Here is an 18,441-nt window from a genome sequence, read left to right as displayed (position 1 = left end):
AATCTCACCACCTGTACCAACGACCCCTGCTTCCGCCCGATGTCGTCCCACGCATCAGGAACCCCAGCAACCACAGCACGAGCACAGCCAGTGCGATCCACCAGAGAATCTTCACCGCGAAACCGGCGCCGAAAAGAATCAGCACCAGAAGCAGTACGAGCAGGATGGCAATCATGATGGGACCTCCTGCTTTCCGAGTTTCCCGGAATCTGCCTCTCAGGCTTCCTTTCGGCACAGAATTTCTCCGTGCAGTACGCAGAACCAACCGTCGTCCTGCCTGCCCCACTCCCGCCAGGCCTCCGAAACGGCTCGCAGCCGCTCCACGGTGGCGTGGCCGCCCTCGATGGCCCGCTCCGCGTACTCCGAGGCCAGCGTGCGGTCCGCCCACAGTCCGCTCCACCACTCCCGCTCCTCGGCGGTGGAGTAGGTCCAGGTGCCGGAGCTCGCGGTGATGTCCGTCAGGCCCGCCCGCAGCGCCCAGGACTTCAGCCGCCGCCCGGCGTCCGGCTCACCGCCGTTGGCCCGGGCCACCCGGCGGTACAGGTCCAGCCAGTCGTCCAGCCCCGCGGACGCCGGGTACCAGGTCATGGCCGCGTAGTCCGAGTCGCGCACCGCGATGAATCCGCCCGGCCTGGTGACGCGCCGCATCTCGCGCAGCGCCTGCACCGGGTCCCCGACGTGCTGGAGCACCTGGTGGGCGTGGACCACGCAGAAGGTGTCGTCCGGGAAGTCCAGCGCGTGCACGTCGGCGACCGCGAAGTCGACGTTCGTGAGACCGCGTGCGGCGGCCGTGGCGCGGGCCTGGTCCAGGACGCCGGAGGCTTGGTCGACGCCGGTGACCTTGCCCTCCGGGACCAGTTCCGCGAGGTCGGCGGTGATCGTGCCCGGCCCGCAGCCGATGTCCAGGATCTTCATGTGGGGCTTCAGCGAGCCGAGCAGGTAGGCCGCCGAGTTGGCGGCGGTGCGCCAGGTGTGCGAGCGCAGCACGGACTCGTGGTGGCCGTGTGTGTAGACGGCGGTCTCCCGCGGCTTGTCCTGCGATTCCGGCATGACTGAGCTCCCCTTTTCGACCTGTCCGTCGGTACGCAGAACCGTACGCCCGTATGTCGAATAGTGAGACCCGTGTATTGGAATATGGACTGACGGATGATCAGTTTCCGTGAGCTCACGGGGAGAGCGCGCGACCGGCCACGGCGAACCCGCACCCGGCACGTGGCTGAGGCGATAAGCGTTTGCCCAGGTCCGGCTGCCACCTGCACAATGCGGCCTCATGGGACATCTGGAAGCCGCACACCTCGAGTACTACCTCCCCGACGGGAGGGCACTGCTCGGCGATGTGTCGTTCCGGGTAGGCGAAGGGGCAGTGGTGGCCCTCGTCGGGCCCAACGGCGCAGGCAAGACGACCCTGCTGCGGCTGATCTCCGGCGAGCTGAAACCGCACGGCGGGACGGTCACCGTGAGCGGCGGCCTGGGCGTGATGCGCCAGTTCGTGGGGTCCGTACGGGACGAGACGACCGTACGGGATCTGCTCGTGTCGGTCGCGCCGCCCCGGATCCGGGAGGCGGCGGAGGCCGTCGACAAGGCCGAACACCTGATCATGACCATCGACGACGAGGCCGCCCAGCTGAAGTACGCGCAGGCCCTGTCCGACTGGGCCGAGGTGCGCGGGTACGAGTCCGAGACGCTGTGGGACATGTGCACCATGGCCGCGCTCGGGGTGCCGTACGACAAGGCGCAGTTCCGGCAGGTGCGGACCCTGTCCGGCGGTGAGCAGAAGCGGCTCGTGCTGGAGGCGCTGCTGCGCGGCACGGACGAGGTGCTGCTGCTCGACGAGCCGGACAACTATCTCGACGTGCCCGGCAAGCGCTGGCTGGAGGAGCGGCTGAAGGAGACCCGCAAGACGGTTCTCTTCGTCTCCCACGACCGGGAGCTGCTCTCCCGGGCCGCCGAGAAGATCGTGTCGGTGGAGCCCTCGCCCGCCGGGGCGGACGCCTGGGTGCACGGCGGCGGGTTCGCCACGTATCACGAGGCGCGGCGCGAACGCTTCGCGCGTTTCGAGGAGTTGCGCCGGCGCTGGGACGAGAAGCACGCGCAGCTCAAGAAGCTGGTGCTGAACCTCCGGCAGGCGGCCAGCATCAGCCATGAGCTGTCCTCCCGCTATCAGGCGGCCCAGACCCGGCTGCGCAAGTTCGAGGAGGCCGGGCCGCCGCCCGAGCCGCCGCGCGACCAGGACATCACCATGCGGCTCAAGGGCGGGCGCACCGGCGTAAGGGCCGTCACCTGCAAGGGACTTGAACTCACCGGCCTGATGAAGCCCTTCGACCTGGAGGTCTTCTACGGCGAACGCGTCGCCGTCCTCGGCTCCAACGGTTCCGGCAAGTCACACTTCCTGCGGCTGCTGGCGGGGGACTCCACCGTGGCGCACACGGGGCAGTGGAAGCTGGGCGCGCGGGTCGTGCCCGGCCACTTCGCGCAGACGCACGCCCATCCCGAGCTCTTCGGCCGCACCCTCCTCGACATCCTCTGGAAGGAGCACGCCCAGGACCGGGGCGCCGCGATGTCCCGGCTGCGCCGCTACGAACTGACCGGTCAGGCCGAGCAGGGCTTCGACCGGCTCTCCGGCGGCCAGCAGGCCCGCTTCCAGATCCTCCTCCTGGAGCTCCAGGGCGTCACCGCGCTGCTCCTGGACGAACCCACGGACAACCTCGACCTGGAGAGCGCCGAGGCCCTCCAGGAGGGCCTGGAGGCCTTCGACGGCACGGTCCTCGCGGTCACCCACGACCGCTGGTTCGCGCGGTCCTTCGACCGGTTCCTGGTCTTCGGCTCGGACGGGCAGGTGCGCGAGACGCCGGAGCCGGTGTGGGACGAACGACGCGTGGAACGGGCCCGGTGACCGCAGGTCACCGGGCCCGTCCGAAGCCTCTCAGGCCCAGCGCAGCAGAGCTCCCAGGCCGCCCACCGGGGCCTCCTCGCCCGCCGGTGTCACCGACAGCGCCGGAGCCCCCGTCGCCACCACCGACCTGATCAGCGCGTCGTCCGCCCGGGCCGACCAGGAGTTCTGCTCACCGAGGATCTTCAGATCCGTACGGCGCACCGCCAGCTGGTCCGGGTCCTCCCCGACCCACACCACGCGGTGCGCGTCGGGCCCGTCCGGGCGGATCAGGAGTTCGTCGATACGGTGCTCGCGCGCGGCCTCGACCAGCGCGGGGACGCCTTCCACGGCCCCCGGACGGCCGTCGTCGCCCGGCGCGCGGGCCGCGAGGAACCGGTCCAGCTCCTGCTCCGCGCGCTGCCGTACGTGCTCGCTGCGGGCCCGCTCCACGTCCTCGTCGAGCAACCGGCTCCCGGCGCCGTGCTCGGCCTCCACGACCTGGCCGTACAGCCGCTTCGGCAGCCGCTCGTGCACCGACCGCTTCTCCCGGTCGTCACCGACCAGGATCAGCAGGTCGGCGCCGGTCTCCTCCTGGCAGACGGCGAGCGCGTCGGCGATCTCGGCGGCGTTGTGCTCCCAGGTGTTCTCCACCCGCAGCTGGAAGTGCCGCTCCGACCAGTCCGCGCTGCCCGTCCGGTGGACGGGCCACTGCCTGCCGGTGACCGACCCGGCGCCCTTGCGGCCCAGCGCCCCGCGCAGCTCGAAGTCAGCGCCCTTGCGGTCGACGTACGCCACCACGCACACCGGGTCCTCGCCGGCCAGCTCCAGCAGGGGCGCGGTGTGCGGCAGCGGGGCCCAGCGGACCAGGTCGGCCTCGGGCGACCTGGTCAGCGCCGGGTCCAGGACGACCTTCCCGGCCCGCGCGAAGACGGCCCGGCCGTGTGGTTCGGACGAGTGCCGCATTTCCTCCAGCGCCTCCCGCACGGCCACGCAGGTCTCCTCGTCGGCCCCCTGCGTGGACAGCTCGCGGGCGACCGCGACCGCCGCGAGATGCCGTTCGTGGGACGTGTCCTCCGTGGGGCGAGGGGCGTCGACGTACACGGAGGCCCAGGGGCCCGGATGTTCGTAGAGTGGATGCAGGAAAGCGAGATCCATGGTTCCCTCCCGGATGCCGCTCGGGGGCGGTGCGGTAATGCTTGCGGTGCGGTAATGCTTGCGGGGCGGGTACCCGAAGCGCATGAACGAACACGACGAGCGGGACACCACCATGACCGGAGTCGAACCCAGCCAGTTGGACGACCACCAGCTCATGAAGGAGCTGGAGACGATCCATCGCACCCGGCACGAAACGCTGCTCCACGGCTCGAACGACGCCCTCAGTGCCCACAACGAGCGCATGGCCCGGCTCGAAGGCGAGTATCTGCGCCGCAATCCGCGCCGGACGGTGGCCGCGGGCCGCACACGTGAGGGCGCACGTGACCGCAAGCCGGGGGAGTCGGCCACACCGGCGCTGGACTGACCGGGGAACCGCGGCAGACGGTGACCTGCCGATCACACGATCAGCAGGCCACCGGTGGTGTGCCCGGACGGTGCGCCCGGGTGGGGCGCCCGGACGGTGTGCCCGGAGTCCGCCTAAGCGGCTTCCTTCGCGAACACGTCGAGGAACGTCTCGCAGAACGCCTTGAGGTCGTCCGGCTTGCGGCTGGTGACCAACTTGTTGTTCCCGTGGTCGCAGACCTTCACCTGCTCGTCCACCCAGGTGCCGCCCGCGTTGCGGATGTCCGTCTCGAGGCTCGGCCAGGAGGTGAGCACCCGGCCCCGTACGACGTCCGCCTCCACCAGCGTCCACGGCGCGTGGCAGATCGCGGCCACCGGGCGTCCTTGGGTGAAGAAGTCCCGTACGAACGCCACGGCCTTCTCGTCCGTCCGCAGGAAGTCCGGGTTGGCCACCCCACCGGGCAGCACCAGTGCGCCGAAGGAGTCCGCGGACGCCTCGCCCACGACCTCCTGCACGGGGAAGGTGTCCGCCTTGTCGAGATGGTTGAACGCCTGGATCTTGCCGGGCTCCGTCGAGACGAGCACGGGCTCGTGCCCCGCGTCCACCGCCGCCTGCCAGGGATCGGTGAGCTCGATCTGCTCGACGCCCTCGGGCGCGGTCAGAAACGCGATGCGCATGATTCAACGTCCTTTCCTGGAAAGCTCTTTGCTAGTACGCCCCCCGGGTCGGCCGGCCCGGCTCATATGAGGTCGTGTCCATCGCTCGCGGGCTGCACGTCGGGTTCCGCGCTGCTGATGTCGGCGAGCGCCGAACCCGGATCCCGGGCCTCGGCGATGTCCCCGAGGCTCACCATGCCGACGGGCAGGCCGTCCTCCACGACCGGCAGCCGTCTTACGGCGTGGGCCCGCATCAGCGCGACGGCCTGCGTCACCGGGTCGCCGGGAGCCACCGTCAGCGGATCCGGCGTGCACACCGACTGGGCGCTCACGGTCAGCGGATCGGCCCCGTCGGCGACGGCCCGGACCGTGATGTCCCGGTCGGTGAGCAGTCCCACCACGCGCTGACCGTCGGCCACGACGACATCGCCGATGTCCTGCGCGCGCATCAGCCGCGCCGCCTCGACCAGCGAGGCGTCCGGGCGGACGGCCACCACACCGGGCGTCATCACGTCCCGCACGAGCTCCGCCGTCACGGGGTGCCCTCCGTCCGGGTCAGCGCCCGCGCGAGCTCCTGGACATTGGCGTAGCTCTCCTTGCGCGGCAGCGCCTCCACCGCCTCTGCGAGGGCGTCGGGGGCGTTCTTGCGGCGCAGCACCCGCACCAGCTCCACGGGAGTGGCGGGGAACGAACTGCGGCCCAGGAGCCGGGCCAGCTCCAGTCGGACGGTCTCCAGCGACGCCCCGTCGCTGCCCGGTGCCACGGGTCCGCCCCAGACCTGCGGATCGTCGTCGGCGGTCGGCTCCGGGTCGTTCCACTCCTCGGTCCGGGTGGGGTGCCCGGAGCGGAGCAGACCCTGGAGTTCGTGCTTCATCTCGTCGTCGCGGTGGCGGCTCAGCCGGTCGCTGCCTCGCTGCATGTCTCCCTCCAGATCTTCGGGGTCCGCACCGCGTACCCGTGCACCGGACGCCGACACAGGGTTTGCCGGACCGAAGTCGGGAGACTCGTTTCCGACCCCCCGCGCACCTCCCCTGGGAAGGACATGGCGATGGTCGTCCTCGCCGCGCTCATACCGATCCTCATGCTCGCCGCGGTGCTCGCGCTCGGCCGGTACGAGGAACTCCTGCTCCCCGAGCCGAAGGGCGACCGGCACGAACCGGCCGCCCTCCCGGCGGCCACTTCTCCCGCCCCGGCAGGAACTCCTGCACCGTCGCCTTGAGACCCGACCGAACGCCTCGAACCGACCGCGGACATCCCTTGTGCCGCGACCGCACGAGGCGTGGCTGGGTTCTCGGCCCGGCCGCGGTCCGCCGGCAGGCCGGGCACGGGGATGTGATCGGACACCCGGTGCCCTCCTGACAGAGAGCGTCATGCCGCACAGCGATCACCTGGCCCGCGCCGCCATGGGCCTGCGCCTGCTCGCCGCGCCGACGAACACCCGTGGCTGGAGGTCGCCCGGACCGCCGAATGTGGTTGAGCCAGCGTTCGTACCAGTCGAGGAAGTCGGTGGCGGAGGAGACGTTGGGGCCCCAAAAGCCGTCGCTGTTACCAATGAGGACGCGGCCGGTGAGGGGGCCGGCCACCGCGATGACGCATACGTCCGTGCAGCCCATCTCGATGGGCGACGCTGATGAGGATCTCCGAAACTTCCACCGCGGCTTGGTCGGTCCACCAGACTTGCTCTTGTTTCCCGACGGAGAAGGGACAGCAAAGCATGGCGAAGAGCGCACTTCTGGTGATGGACGTGCAACGGGACATCGTGGCCATCGCCGACGACGGTTCCGGATATCTGCCGCGCCTGGGCAGGGCGATCGACGGTGCCAGGGCTGCCGACATCCCCGTGATCTACGTCATGATCGCGTTACGGCCGGACGATCCGGAAGTCAGCCCTCGCAACAAGGTGATGACAAACGCCGTGGCGGCCGGCCTGTTCACCGAGGGGGCTCCTGGCACCGAGATCCATGACGACGTCGCGCCCCAGCAAGGCGACGTGGTGGTTACCAAGAGGCGGGGAGCGCGTTCTCGGGCAGCGACCTCGACTTGGTACTCAGGGCTCGCGATATCGACAGCCTGGTTCTCACCGGCATCGCCACCAGTGCAGTAGTGCTGTCCACGCTGTGGCACGCCATCGACCTGGACTTCGGCCTCACCGTCCTGTCGGACGCCTGCCTCGACACCGACCCCGAGGTGCACCAGGTCCTCACCGAGAAGCTGTTCCCCCAGTGGGCGGATGTCGTCACCGTCGAGGACTGGCTCAAGGCCGTCGCACCGCAATAGCGGGAGGCCACTCGGACCCTCGCGTGCGGTGGCAAGAAGGCATCACCTCCCGCTGGCCGGGTGCGGTCAGCTTGATCCGCTTAAGGGTGTGCCGCTGCTTGCGCGGCCCATCCAGACCCGCCCGCAGCATCTGGTCGATCACCGGCTGGATGGCCGCGGACAGATCGACATTGGGCTTCGGTGGCACCGGCGCTCCCTCACCGCGCAGAGCACTCCCAGCCTCTCACCGCAAACCCCAGGTGGTGTCGAAAGCCAGCGATATCGCTCCCTGCTGACACGGGGCGGCGTCGCCGCCGATCGACACCCGGTGTCAGCACTCGCATTTGCGTTTAGGCGGTCAGTGACCAGTCCGTGCAGGTGGTACGGCGGGATGGGTGGCCTGTCGCCTTGCTGGTGCACGGGCTACGGTCACTCGGCGGGTGGGCGGGAGGCCCCCCTCGCCCAACTCGGCCGTGGCATGGTCGACGTTGTGTCCGGGGTGTCGTTCCACGTGATCGAAGCCGACCGCAAGCTGGACGCCTTGCTGCGGCGGGTCGTCGCGGCCACGCAGGGGTGCCCCGGAGGGTCAGGCGCACTCGGTGTTCACGTAGGGCTCCACGCGGCCGACGCTCTCCTTGAGGACGAGGTCGAGCAGTCCGGGGAACCGCTGGTCCAGATCTTCCTTGCGCAGAGTGTTGATGCGGCGGGTGCCGACGTCGTGCTGCCGGATGAGACCGGCCTCGCGCAGGACGCGGAAGTGGCGGGTGAGCACGGATGCGGTGACGTCCTGCGTGAAGCCGCTGCAGGCCAGACCAGGGGAGACGGAGAGAGTGACGACGATGGTGAGCCGGGTCTCGTCGGTCAGCGCGCTCATGATCTTGAAGAGGTCGAGGTCGTCCGTGTCGGGGTGGACGAGGGGTGACGCGGTGCGACTGGCCATGAGGAAAGAATAGCCCCTGCCTCATGTTCGCGTTCGTGCGTACATGGGCTACAGTGAAGGCACGGATTGGCCCCCTCATCCGTCATCCACCGGGTTGCCCATCACCGGTACCACGGCATGCCACCAACGCCTTTTGACGGCGTGGCGTGCATCAAGAACGGAGCACACCCCCATGACCGTAACAACGGCCAATGAGTCCAGTACGCGCCAGAGCGAAACGGCCGCGGAGGCGGTCGGCCGCCTTCGTGCGACGTTCAACACCGGCGTCACCCGCCCACTGGACTGGCGCGTCGGCCAGTTGCAGCGGCTGCGGGCACTGCTGGTCGAGAACGAGCAGGAGCTGCTCGACGCGCTCTGGGCGGATCTGAGGAAGAACCCCGCCGAGGCCAAGATGCAGGAGATCGACTTCACCGTCGCCGACATCGACGAGACGCTGGCGAATCTCGAGAGCTGGCTTCAGCCTCGCCCGGTGGAGGTTCCTGCCCGCTTCGGTCCCACGACGACCGCCTACACCACGTACGACCCGCTCGGGGTCGTCCTGGTGATCGCCCCGTGGAACTTCCCGCTGCACCTGCTCATCGACCCCGTCATCGGCGCACTGGCCGCCGGGAACACCGTGGTGGCCAAGCCGAGCGAGATGTCGGTGCACACCTCGGCAGTGGCTTCACGCCTCCTGCGACAGTACTTCGACGCCGACGTGCTCACCGTCGTCGAAGGGGGAGCCGAGGAGACCACTGCCCTCCTGGCGCAGCGTTTCGACCAGATCTTCTACACCGGCAATGGCACGGTCGGCCGGATCGTCATGGCCGCAGCCGCCAAGAACCTCACCCCCGTCACCCTCGAACTCGGAGGCAAGTCACCGGTCTTCGTGGCGCCCGACGCCGACGTGGACGAGACCGCCAAGCGGCTGGTCGGCGCCAAGTTCGGCAACGCGGGGCAGCAGTGCATAGCCCCCGACTACGTTCTGGCTGACCCTGCCACCGCCGCCGAACTCGTCCCCGCCCTCCGCGCGGCGGTCGACGCCCAGTTCGGCTCCACCCCGCAGTCCTCGGCCGACTTCGGCCGGATCATCAACGAGCGGCACTTCGACCGGCTGACCCGTCTGCTGGACTCCGGCCGGGCGGCGGTGGGAGGCCGGCACGACCGTGACGACCTGTTCATCGCACCGACGGTGCTCACCGATGTCGACCCCGCATCGCCGGTCATGCAGGAGGAGATCTTCGGTCCGATCCTCCCCGTCGTCGAAGTCGACGACCTCGATGCCGCCATCGCCTTCATCAACGAACGCGACAAGCCACTCGCCCTCTACGCCTTCACCACGTCCGAGGCCGTCAAGTCGCGCCTGGTGAACGAGACGTCCTCCGGCGGCGTCGCCTGGGGCCAGCCGGTGATGCAACTGCTCATGCCCGGCCTGCCTTTCGGAGGCGTCGGTGAAAGCGGCATGGGCCGGTACCACGGCCGGTACTCCCTCGAAACGTTCAGTCACCTCAAGGGTGTCGCGGACGTCCCGCTCAGCTAGCCCCGCGCTTTCGTGAAGCAGGCTGCCCGATGGGCGATCGGCCGGCGGAAGTGCCTCAGGCCGGTGAGGATGAGGATCGCTGCAGACACCGATCCGTACCGACTGCGGCGGCACACCTGACTTCGTCACCTGGCCGGCTGCCGATCGTGCGCAAGGAGCGAACGCCCGTACTCCGGCAGGCAGTTGCGCTTGACCGGCGTCGACACAGGCACCGACGCCGACGCCGACGGCATGCGGCTCTCACCGCGTTCGCCGCCAACACCCCCTCGCTTTCCGGTCACGGTCCTGGAGCCGCGTCACCGTCAGCGGGCCCTCGCCTGCCCGAGGACCGTATCCGCGCCTCCTCCGGGACAGCGTGGACCTCCTGCGTCGCAGACCTTCATCCCGTTTTCCTCCGTATTGTAGAAAGAAAGAAACCCATGCCTGTCAACACTTCAGAAGTTTCACCCGTTCCATCACTTTTCTCCCCCGTCTCTCTCGGGAAGATCGAGCTCGCCAACCGCATCGTCATGGCACCGCTGACCCGGGTCCGGGCCGGTTCCTCCGGCATCCCCGGGGACCTCATGGTCGAGTACTACCGGCAGCGGGCGAGCGTCGGGATGATCATCACCGAGGGCACCTACCCCGACCACGCGTCGCAGGGGTACGTCGGTGAGCCGGGCATCGCCACCGACGAGCAGGCGGCCGGCTGGCAGCGGGTGTTCGAGGCAGTGCACGCAGAGGGCGGCCGCATCGTCCTGCAGATCATGCACGCCGGCCGCGGCACCCACCCCGACATCAACGGCGGCCGTCGCATCCTCGCCCCCAGCGCGATCGCCATCGACAACAAGACGTTCACCGAGAAGGGCGAGCAGCCCTACCCCGTACCGGAAGCGATGACCACCGCGGAGATCCGGGCAGCCCTGGAGGACTTCGTCACCGCGGCCCGCCGGGCCATCGAGGCGGGAGCGGACGGTGTGGAGATCCACGGCGCCAACGGCTACCTGCTCCAGGAGTTCCTCTCCCCGGCGGCCAACCAGCGCACCGATGGATACGGCGGCTCGCCGCAGAACCGCGCCCGCTTCGTCGTCGAGGTCGTCACGGCGGTCGCCGAGGCCGTCGGTGCCGAGCGGGTCGGGCTGCGGATCTCGCCGGAGGTCGACCTCGGGGACGTCTTCGAGACCGACCGGGACGACGTCCTGGCCACCTACGGCACCCTGCTCGACCAGTTGCGCCCGCTGGGCCTGGCCTACCTCTCCATCCTGCACGCCGAGCCGGGCGGCGACCTGGTACAGGAGCTGCGGCGGCGCTTCGACGGCAAGCTGATCGTCAACAGCGGCCCCTTCGGGGGGCAGACCACCCGCGAGCAGGCGCTCCAGCAGATCGAGGCCGACCACGCCGACGCCGTGGTCGTGGGCCGGGCCCTCATCGCCAACCCCGACCTGGTCGAGCGCTGGCAGGGTGGCCACCCGGAGAACGAGCCGCGGCCGGAACTGTTCTACGGGCCGGGCGCCGAGGGCTACACCGACTACCCCTTCGTCGAAGCGGCGTGAGACTCACGGTCACGCCTGTCCGTGCGGCAGCCCCACCCGCCCATGGACAGGCGCCCGACCGGCGACACTGTGCCCGCCCCTTTGAGCCCGCGGTCACACCGGCGATCACCGGCTCGAGGAACGTCGGGCCCGTCAGGGCGTTGACAGTCCGCAGGTTCCTGGTCAGCAGCCTGCGTTCGGTGACCTCGTCGAGAGCGCTCCAAGTTCTCAGCCGCCTTGGCTGCCTTGGCCGCCTTGAGGACCGACGACATCCTGACCGTGACCATGCTCGACGGCTCGGCCCCAACACGCTCGAGCTGATCACGTCCGCACAGGACATCGAGCACCGGGGCAACCGGCTGGAGATCCGCCAAGGCCCCCTCGCCGGCCTCTACGACCCGCACGGAGCCGGGAAGATCGTGTTCGCCACGTTCGCGGCGTTCGCCGAGGCAGAACGCGAATTCATCAGAGACCGCACCCCTGACGGGGTGGAGACCGCCACGGCCAGGGGCCGTTTCGGAGGCCGCCCGCGCGCCGTCGACGATGAAGTCCTGGCCGTCACGCGGTCCCGCCCGCTCCGCCGGCAGCCGCAGTCCGTCACCACCATCGCCAGGGATCTCGGTGTGGGCCGCTCCACCCTCTACCGCGCACTCGCCGACGCCGCCCGAACCGAGGAAGACGAGGCGTGACCCGTCAACGCTGAGGGCCAGGGTGTAGGTAGGGGTTGTAGTCGGGTTGCCGCCAAACCCCGTCGGTTCCCCCGAGTTCGGCGAGCAGGACACCTAGGTCGACCGCGGCGTCGGGGCGTCCGGCGTCCAGGGCTTGGCGGTACGCCTGCTCGGTTTCCTCGGCCCTGCCGGCGTCGGCGAGCAGGTTGCCGAGGTTGACCGCGGCGGCGGGGTGTCCGGCGTTCGTGGCCGCCTTCCGAAAACCTGCCCCGGTGTTTGGCCCGGAGGGCGGGGGGCAGGCGCACTCACAGTGCTTCAGACCGGAGGCACGTCCGTGGAAGCGGCGATCGGCCGCCACGGCCGCGCCTGTTCGCACGCGGACGCGCTTCCCACGCCCGATCGTCCACCCCAGAGCACCATCTAGGGAGTTGCGACGCAGATGCCCACTCAAGTGAGCGCGAAGCACCACCCGCACGACGACGCACCCGACACGGCCGAAGCCTTCCGCAGGCTCGCCGAGCTGCCCCCGGGACCCGAACGCGACACCCTGCGCGGACAGGTCGTCGAGGCCTGGCTGCCCATGGCCGACCGGCTCGCCGGACGCTTCCGCAGTCGCGGCGAGAGCTTCGACGACCTGCGCCAGGTCGCCGCCCTCGGCCTGGTCAAGGCCGTGGACCGCTACGACCCCGCCCGTGGCAGCGCCTTCGAGAGCTACGCCGTCCCCACCATCACCGGCGAGATCAAGCGGCACTTCCGCGACCACATGTGGACCCTGCACGTGCCGCGCCGGGTCCAGGACCTGCGCAACCGTGTCCGCCTCGCCTCCCAGGACCTCGCTCAGACCATCCCGGGACGCAGGCCCACCGTCGCCGAGATCGCCGAGCACGCGAACATGAACGAGGAGGACGCCCTGGTGGGCCTCGGGGCCCTGGAGAGCTTCACCGCCCTCTCCCTCGACGCCGAACTGCCCGGCAGCGAGGACGGCTACTCGCTCGCCGACGCCCTCGGCTCCCTCGATCCCGCACTGGACACGGTCGTCGACCGCGAGTCCGTCAAGCCCCGGCTGGCCGCGCTGCCCGAGCGGGAGCGCGCCATCCTCTACATGCGCTTCTTCGGTGACATGACCCAGAGCCGGATCGCCGAGCAGCTGGGCATCTCCCAGATGCATGTCTCCCGGCTGATCAGCCGCTGCTGCGGACGGCTGCGGGAGCAGATCCTGCGCGACGCCGTCGGCTGACGGCGTCGCGCCGACCTTCTGCGGCCCCGCGTCACCCACTCGGCCCTCCCCGTCCCGCCAATGGCCTTCGGCCGCGCGCGGGACGGGGAGGGCCGAGCTGTGATGACCGTGGGTGCGACCGTCGTGCCCCCGGTCCAGTCGTCGTGACCCCGACGCCCGACGACGGGCCCCGCAGCCGTCGGCCGAAGGAGTCCACCCCATGCGCCGCACCGCCCGTCTCCGGGCCCTGTCCGTCGTCCTCCCCGCGCTCGGCATCTCCCTGGGTGCCGCCGCGCCGAGCGCCTTCGCCGAACCGGCCGCGGAGGTCAGCCCGACCAGTGTGCAGCCGGGCGGCAGTGTCACCGTGTCCGTCTCCTGCGACCCCGGCACCGGGACGCCGCCCGCCACCGTCGACGCCACCTCGGAGGCCTTCGAGTCGCAGACCGTACGACTGCAGCTGGTGCCCGGCAACGACGACCAGGTCTCCGGACCCGCCTACAGCGGCACCGCCCGCATCGCCGCCGACCAGGAACTCGAGGACGGTGCCGACGGTGTCGGCCCGGACTCCGCGTGGACCGTCGACGGCACCTGCCCGACCGCGGACCGCGCACCGGGCAAGGCCTGGAGCGCCACCTTCACCGTCACCCGCGGTCCCGCCACCGACAGCAGCCACCGCCCGTGCACCGAGCCGCACACCGAGCCATGGACCGAACCGCGCACCGCACCGCACACCACGGAACCGCACACCACGGAACCGCACACCACCGAGCCGCCGACCGAGCCGCGCACCGACAGCTGCGCCCCCGCCGTCATCCAGAGCCCCGTCCACGCCGGTCAGGGCGGCTCCTTCACCGACTCCGTGCCCGCCCTGGTCACCGGCGGAGTGCTGATCGCGGGTGCCGCCGCGGGCGCCGTGTACCGGTTGCGCCGCAAGGCCCCCGCGACGGACTCCTGAGATCGAAACCTCAGGTCCGTGTGAGAGGAGCAACCCGCGCCCCGCCCATGGGCAGGCGGCTCCGTGGGTACTCGGAGCGCGAGGAGCACCCTCCGGCGCGAGGGGACGATACGGCGGACCGGACCGACCACCGGACAGCGCCTTACGGAGGTGGAGGTGACCATGCGGACCGACCCGGAGGGCCACGGCCCCGTCCGCTACGGCCCTCCGCTGCCCGACGACGGGCTGCCCGTACTGCCCGAGCTCACCGCCGTCCTCGCCGCCGCGGCCGCCCGCCCCCGCGCCGAGCCGGTCGGTGGCGGCCCCTCGCTCCTGGAGGCCGCCGGCGCCTACGCGGCCCGGCGTGGCCTGCCCGCCGACCCCGACCACGTGGCCGCCGCCCCCGGCGCCCCGGCCCTCCTGCTCGCCCTGACCGCCGCGCTCGGCGGTGACGTCCTGGTGCCCCGCCCCTGTGCCGCCTGGTGGGTGCCGGACGCGCGCCTGCTGGGCCGACGCGTCTTCCATGTGGCGACACCAGCTGAGTGCGGCGGTGTCCCGGATCCGTACGCCCTCCTGGAGACCGTGCGCCGGGTGCGCGCCGAGGGCGGTGACCCGCGACTGCTGGTGCTGTCCGTCGCCGACGATCCCACCGCCACCGTCGCCCCGCCCGAGGTGCTGCACGAGACCGTCGAGGCCGCCGCGGGGGAGGGCCTGCACCTGGTCAGCGACGAGACCTGGCGCGACACCGTGCACGCCCCGCACGAGACGGTCCTGTTCAGCCCGGCCGAGATGCTGCCCGACCGGGTCACCGTCGTCACCGACTTGGCCGGCAGCCTGCTCCCGACCGGCTGGCCCGCCGCCTTCGCCCGTTTCCCCCCGAACGGCAGCGGCGAGGGTCTCCGCGCCCGCGTGCTGGACATCCTGACCGCCCTCGGCGCCCACATCGCCGCCCCCGTCGCCGCGGCAGCCGCCCACGCCCTCACCGAGCCCGAACCGGTCACCGTCCGCCGCACCGCCGTAGGACACCTCCACGCGCGCGTGGCCGCCGCCGCGCACTCCGTGGTCGTCGGCGCGGGCGCGCTCTGCAGGCCCCCGCGGGCCGGCCGCCACCTGTACGTCGACCTCGGCCCGCTGCGCCCCGCGCTCGCCGCGCGGGGCGTCGGCGACGCCCAGGACCTGGAGGACTTCCTCACCGCCCGGCTCGGCATGCCCGCACCCGGCGGCCACCGCTTCGGCGACGACCTCGGCGCGCTGCGCGTACGGCTGTCCACCGGCCCCCTGCTCGGCGGCTCGGACGAGGAACGCGCGGAATGCCTCACCTCACCCGCGCCGTTGGAACTGCCACACGTGCAACGCGCGTTGAACACCCTGGAGTCGGTCTTCGACGAACTCCGCGACGACGCTCAGCGATGGGAGCCTCCTCGATGACGCAGCAGTCCGAGTCGACCACCAGCATGCGAGTGGCCGACGAGCCCTTGGCCCCCTCCTCCTTCGCGCCGCCGTCCCCGCCGCTCGCCGAACCCCGCCCGCTGGGGGAGCGCAGAGTGTGGCCGAAGTCCTTCCACGACCGTCTGACCGCCCCGCTGCCCGGCCTGAAGGCCATGGCCCGCTTCGCCCGCGAGGGCGCCGTACGGCCAGGACCCGAGGGTCTCGCCGACATCCCGAGGCTGCCCTACGCGCCCGGCCCGCTCCCCGCCGTCGACGTCCGCACGGTCGCCGTCTCCTGGGCGGGACACGCCAGTTGGGTGGTGCGGATCGGCGGCCTGACCGTCCTGACCGACCCCGTCTGGTCCCGTCGCATCCTCGGCACCCCGGCCCGCATCACCCCGGTCGGCATCGACTGGGACGCCCTGCCGCGCGTCGACGCGGTCGTCATCAGCCACAACCACTACGACCACTTGGACGCCCCGACCCTGCGCCGCCTGCCGCGCGACACCCCGGTCTTCGTCCCGGCCGGACTCGCCCGCTGGTTCCACCGCCGCCGCTTCACCGCGGTGACCGAACTCGACTGGTGGGAGGCGGCCGAACTGGACGGCGTCCGCTTCGACTTCGTCCCCGCCCACCACTGGTCCAAGCGCTCCCTCACCGACACCTGCCGCACCCTGTGGGGCGGCTGGGTCCTCACGGCCCGAGACGGCCGGCGCGTCTACTTCGCCGGCGACACGGGCTACGGCCACTGGTTCTCCCGCATCGGCCACCGCTACCCCGGCATCGACCTCGCCCTCCTGCCCATCGGCGCCTACGACCCCCGCTGGTGGCTCAGCGACGTCCACTGCGACCCGGAGGACGCGGTGCGAGCGGCCCAGGACCTCGGCGCCCGCCGCATGGCCCCCATGCACTGGGCGACGTTCGTGCTGTCGGCGGAGCCGGTACTGGAACCCCTGACGAGGGTGCGGGCGGCCTGGGAGAAGGCGGGCCTGGCTCGCGAGGACCTGTGGGACCTGCCGGTGGGAGGCTCCAGGGTGCTGGACTGACGAGCCCTCACCCGGTGGAGCGGACCCGCTTCCACACCGTCGGCGCTGCGCTGATCGCCACGGTCAGCGCGACCGCCGCCAGCACACCCTCCCAGGGCTCCTTGAACAAGGACCCGCCCAGGATCCCGATCAGCTGATACGTCACGGCCCACGCCAGACAGGCCGGCAGATTCCCCCGCACGAACCGCCGCAAGGGCCACTCGGCCATGAGGCAGGCCAGCATCACCGGAATCCGCCCCGCCGGCACCAGCCGGGACAGCACGAGGACGGCCACCCCGTGGTCGGCCAGCTTCCCCTGTGCCTGCGAGAGCCGCTCCTCCGGCGCCCGCGACCGAAGCGCCTCCAGCCACCGCGACCCGTTCTTCGACTTCATCCCACGCCGCCCCAGCCAGTACAGGGCGATGTCCCCGAGGAACGCGGCGGTGGCGGCCGTGACGAACACGTACAGCATCGAGAGAGGCGCCGCCTGATGAAACGCCACGACGGCCGCCGAACTCACCAGCGCCCCCGTGGGCACCACCGGTATCAGCGCCCCCAGAAACACCAGCAGGAACAACGTCGGGTACCCGATCGCCTGCCCGGCGGCACCGGGCGTCGCCCCCGTGGTGGCGGCCGCGAGCCACGTCACCGCGCGACCTCCAGCCGCACACTCTCCCCGTGCTCCAACCGGTGCACGTCCACGCCGGGCGCGAACCGAGCCGCCAGCCGCGCGAACTCGGCGCCCGGAGCATGGAACTCATGTGGCCGTACCGCGTCCATGCCGATCGGCCAGTACGTCCCGTAGTGCACCGGCACCGCACTGCGCGGCCCCAGCCGGGCCAGCGCCTGGGCCGCCCGCCCCGCGTCGAGGTGCCCCTCCCCGAGATACGGCCCCCACCCGCCGACCGGCAACAGCGCCACGTCGACCGGGCCGACCTCCTTGGCCATGTCGTCGAACAGCCCGGTGTCCCCGGCGAAGTACGTCCGCGCCGAGCCCTCGACGACGTAACCGAGCGCGGGGGAGCGGTGCGGCCCGAGCGGCAGCCGCCGCCCGTCGTGCCATGCGGGCACCGCGCGTATCAGCAGGTCGCCGACGCGTCGCTCGTCGCCGGGCGCCACCTCGTCCACCCGCAGGTGGGTGAGCCGGCGCAGCCCCGGCACCTGGCGTGGTGCACCCCGGGGCACGAACAGGCGCGTGCCCGGCTCCAGCCGCGCCAGCGAGGGAACGTGCAGGTGGTCGGCGTGCAGATGAGACACCAGGACCACCTCCGCGCGCCGGGCCTCCGGCGGGGGTACCGCCCCGCGGCGCCGGCGCAGATGCGCGAGCCGGCGGGTGAACAGAGGGTCGGTGAGCACACGTACGTCCGAATCCGTGACCGTGCAGGTGGCGTGGCCCCACCAGGTGATCTCCACCGGCACCTCTTTGCCTCCTTCGCGCGACTCCCCGAAGCCTACGGGCTGGAGTATGGTCGGCGGCGAAACCCGGAGGTGAGGGGGACACCATGGGAGCGGTCCATGTCACGGCGATCGCGAGTCTGACGCCGCTCGAGGAACTGGACGCCGATCCCTTCCTGGTGGACTCCCGCAGCCAGCACGCGATGTGCGCGCGCTGGGCCGCGGAGCGGGGGTACACCGTGCGGCGGGAACTGCTGGTGCGGGGCCTGCGCGCCGACCACTGCGTGCTCTGGGACGGGGTGCGCGCGGGGCGGGACCTCTTCGTGGCCCCCAGCCGCCGGGTCCTGGAGAGCGCCTTGTCCTCCGTGGAGGAGTTCACCGCCGAATGCGCCCGCCGCGGGGTGCGGGTCGAGACGGTCGGCTTCGCGGAACCCCTCTACGACGCCCAGATGAAGGCCAGCGTGCACCGCAGGCTGTCGATGCCTACGGCGGGATACGACGGACGCTGACTGTCCGACCCGTA

21 protein-coding genes and 2 pseudogenes are annotated in these 18,441 nt (G+C 71.2%); 12 read left to right on the top strand and 11 right to left on the bottom strand.

Going from position 1 to position 18,441, the window contains the following annotated elements; all coding sequences use genetic code 11:
- Positions 1-4: 4 nt before the first annotated feature.
- Positions 5-175, bottom strand: coding sequence for a hydrophobic protein (locus ABZT93_RS20110; protein WP_069760366.1), 171 nt, complete (start codon positions 173-175; stop codon positions 5-7).
- Positions 176-216: 41 nt separating this feature from the next.
- Positions 217-1,050 (bottom strand): class I SAM-dependent methyltransferase, encoded by an 834-nt coding sequence (locus tag ABZT93_RS20105; protein ID WP_356106162.1) that lies wholly within the window; start codon positions 1,048-1,050, stop codon positions 217-219.
- A gap of 220 nt (positions 1,051-1,270) precedes the next feature.
- On the opposite strand from ABZT93_RS20105, the gene ABZT93_RS20100 reads away from it, so the two are divergent.
- Positions 1,271-2,893 carry an ATP-binding cassette domain-containing protein gene (locus ABZT93_RS20100; protein ID WP_356106161.1) on the top strand — a complete coding sequence of 541 codons (1,623 nt, stop codon included), beginning with the start codon at positions 1,271-1,273 and terminating at the stop codon, positions 2,891-2,893.
- A gap of 30 nt (positions 2,894-2,923) precedes the next feature.
- On the opposite strand, the gene ABZT93_RS20095 is transcribed toward ABZT93_RS20100, so the two are convergent.
- A complete protein-coding gene (locus ABZT93_RS20095; RefSeq protein ID WP_356106159.1) occupies positions 2,924-4,027 on the bottom strand; it encodes a Vms1/Ankzf1 family peptidyl-tRNA hydrolase in 1,104 nt (367 codons plus the stop codon).
- An 82-nt stretch (positions 4,028-4,109) separates the two neighbouring features.
- Between ABZT93_RS20095 and ABZT93_RS20090 the strand changes: the two genes are divergently transcribed.
- Entirely contained in the window at positions 4,110-4,391 is a 282-nt protein-coding gene (locus tag ABZT93_RS20090; protein ID WP_356106157.1) for a DUF6158 family protein, read from the top strand.
- A 113-nt stretch (positions 4,392-4,504) separates the two neighbouring features.
- Here the strand turns inward: ABZT93_RS20090 and ABZT93_RS20085 are convergent, their stop codons facing one another.
- The 3 genes from ABZT93_RS20085 to ABZT93_RS20075 form a co-directional block, all read right to left on the bottom strand.
- The gene (locus ABZT93_RS20085) at positions 4,505-5,047 is read right to left on the bottom strand and encodes a type 1 glutamine amidotransferase domain-containing protein (RefSeq protein ID WP_356106155.1); all 543 of its coding nucleotides are present in this window, start codon (positions 5,045-5,047) and stop codon (positions 4,505-4,507) included.
- 62 nt (positions 5,048-5,109) lie between these two features.
- Entirely contained in the window at positions 5,110-5,562 is a 453-nt protein-coding gene (locus tag ABZT93_RS20080; protein WP_356106153.1) for a CBS domain-containing protein, read from the bottom strand.
- Positions 5,559-5,945, bottom strand: a complete 387-nt coding sequence (locus tag ABZT93_RS20075; RefSeq protein ID WP_356106151.1) for a DUF2795 domain-containing protein — start codon at positions 5,943-5,945, stop codon at positions 5,559-5,561. Before ABZT93_RS20075 ends, ABZT93_RS20080 begins: the two co-directional genes overlap by 4 nt.
- 123 nt (positions 5,946-6,068) lie before the next feature.
- Here ABZT93_RS20075 and ABZT93_RS20070 point away from each other — a divergent pair, with 123 nt between their 5' ends.
- Positions 6,069-6,245, top strand: a complete 177-nt coding sequence (locus tag ABZT93_RS20070) for a hypothetical protein (RefSeq protein WP_356106329.1) — start codon at positions 6,069-6,071, stop codon at positions 6,243-6,245.
- 247 nt (positions 6,246-6,492) lie between these two features.
- On the opposite strand, the pseudogene ABZT93_RS20065 reads toward ABZT93_RS20070, so the two are convergent.
- A pseudogene (locus ABZT93_RS20065) lies at positions 6,493-6,645 on the bottom strand (SMI1/KNR4 family protein); the annotation flags it as partial.
- 95 nt (positions 6,646-6,740) lie between these two features.
- Here ABZT93_RS20065 and ABZT93_RS20060 point away from each other — a divergent pair.
- A pseudogene (locus ABZT93_RS20060) lies at positions 6,741-7,303 on the top strand (cysteine hydrolase).
- Between the two features lie 565 nt (positions 7,304-7,868).
- Here the strand turns inward: ABZT93_RS20060 and ABZT93_RS20055 are convergent.
- Positions 7,869-8,222, bottom strand: coding sequence for a helix-turn-helix transcriptional regulator (locus ABZT93_RS20055; RefSeq protein WP_356106150.1), 354 nt, complete (start codon positions 8,220-8,222; stop codon positions 7,869-7,871).
- A 172-nt stretch (positions 8,223-8,394) separates the two neighbouring features.
- Here ABZT93_RS20055 and ABZT93_RS20050 point away from each other — a divergent pair, with 172 nt between their 5' ends.
- The 3 genes from ABZT93_RS20050 to ABZT93_RS20040 all read left to right on the top strand — a co-directional run bounded on the left by ABZT93_RS20050 (position 8,395) and on the right by ABZT93_RS20040 (position 11,941).
- Positions 8,395-9,741: an aldehyde dehydrogenase family protein gene (locus ABZT93_RS20050; RefSeq protein WP_356106148.1), complete on the top strand. Its 1,347-nt coding sequence runs from the start codon at positions 8,395-8,397 to the stop codon at positions 9,739-9,741.
- A 419-nt stretch (positions 9,742-10,160) separates the two neighbouring features.
- A complete protein-coding gene (locus tag ABZT93_RS20045; protein WP_356106146.1) occupies positions 10,161-11,273 on the top strand; it encodes an alkene reductase in 1,113 nt (370 codons plus the stop codon).
- Positions 11,274-11,452: 179 nt separating this feature from the next.
- On the top strand, positions 11,453-11,941 hold the full coding sequence (locus ABZT93_RS20040; RefSeq protein WP_356106144.1) for a recombinase family protein: 489 nt from the start codon (positions 11,453-11,455) through the stop codon (positions 11,939-11,941).
- 4 nt (positions 11,942-11,945) lie between these two features.
- Here the strand turns inward: ABZT93_RS20040 and ABZT93_RS20035 are convergent, their stop codons facing one another.
- Positions 11,946-12,278 (bottom strand): hypothetical protein, encoded by a 333-nt coding sequence (locus ABZT93_RS20035; RefSeq protein WP_356106142.1) that lies wholly within the window; start codon positions 12,276-12,278, stop codon positions 11,946-11,948.
- Positions 12,279-12,359: 81 nt separating this feature from the next.
- Here ABZT93_RS20035 and ABZT93_RS20030 point away from each other — a divergent pair, with 81 nt between their 5' ends.
- The 4 genes from ABZT93_RS20030 (at position 12,360) to ABZT93_RS20015 (ending at position 16,544) form a co-directional block, all read left to right on the top strand.
- Positions 12,360-13,157 (top strand): RNA polymerase sigma factor SigF, encoded by a 798-nt coding sequence (locus ABZT93_RS20030; RefSeq protein WP_356106140.1) that lies wholly within the window; start codon positions 12,360-12,362, stop codon positions 13,155-13,157.
- A 199-nt stretch (positions 13,158-13,356) separates the two neighbouring features.
- The gene (locus ABZT93_RS20025) at positions 13,357-14,091 is read left to right on the top strand and encodes a hypothetical protein (RefSeq protein ID WP_356106138.1); all 735 of its coding nucleotides are present in this window, start codon (positions 13,357-13,359) and stop codon (positions 14,089-14,091) included.
- 162 nt (positions 14,092-14,253) lie between these two features.
- Positions 14,254-15,498, top strand: a complete 1,245-nt coding sequence (locus ABZT93_RS20020; protein WP_356106136.1) for an aminotransferase class I/II-fold pyridoxal phosphate-dependent enzyme — start codon at positions 14,254-14,256, stop codon at positions 15,496-15,498.
- Positions 15,495-16,544: an MBL fold metallo-hydrolase gene (locus tag ABZT93_RS20015; RefSeq protein ID WP_356106134.1), complete on the top strand. Its 1,050-nt coding sequence runs from the start codon at positions 15,495-15,497 to the stop codon at positions 16,542-16,544. Before ABZT93_RS20020 ends, ABZT93_RS20015 begins: the two co-directional genes overlap by 4 nt.
- 7 nt (positions 16,545-16,551) lie before the next feature.
- On the opposite strand, the gene ABZT93_RS20010 is transcribed toward ABZT93_RS20015, so the two are convergent.
- A complete protein-coding gene (locus tag ABZT93_RS20010; protein WP_356106132.1) occupies positions 16,552-17,172 on the bottom strand; it encodes a VTT domain-containing protein in 621 nt (206 codons plus the stop codon).
- Positions 17,169-17,942, bottom strand: a complete 774-nt coding sequence (locus ABZT93_RS20005; protein WP_356106130.1) for an MBL fold metallo-hydrolase — start codon at positions 17,940-17,942, stop codon at positions 17,169-17,171. Before ABZT93_RS20005 ends, ABZT93_RS20010 begins: the two co-directional genes overlap by 4 nt.
- Positions 17,943-18,025: 83 nt before the next feature.
- Between ABZT93_RS20005 and ABZT93_RS20000 the strand changes: the two genes are divergently transcribed.
- Positions 18,026-18,427, top strand: a complete 402-nt coding sequence (locus tag ABZT93_RS20000) for a hypothetical protein (protein ID WP_069760383.1) — start codon at positions 18,026-18,028, stop codon at positions 18,425-18,427.
- Positions 18,428-18,441 lie beyond the last annotated feature (14 nt).

This window comes from Streptomyces sp. NPDC005303 (assembly GCF_040607335.1).
Classification (GTDB): Bacteria; Actinomycetota; Actinomycetes; order Streptomycetales; family Streptomycetaceae; genus Streptomyces.
Note: the sequence above shows the minus strand (reverse complement) of the source record. Positions and strands in the feature narration are given on the sequence as shown.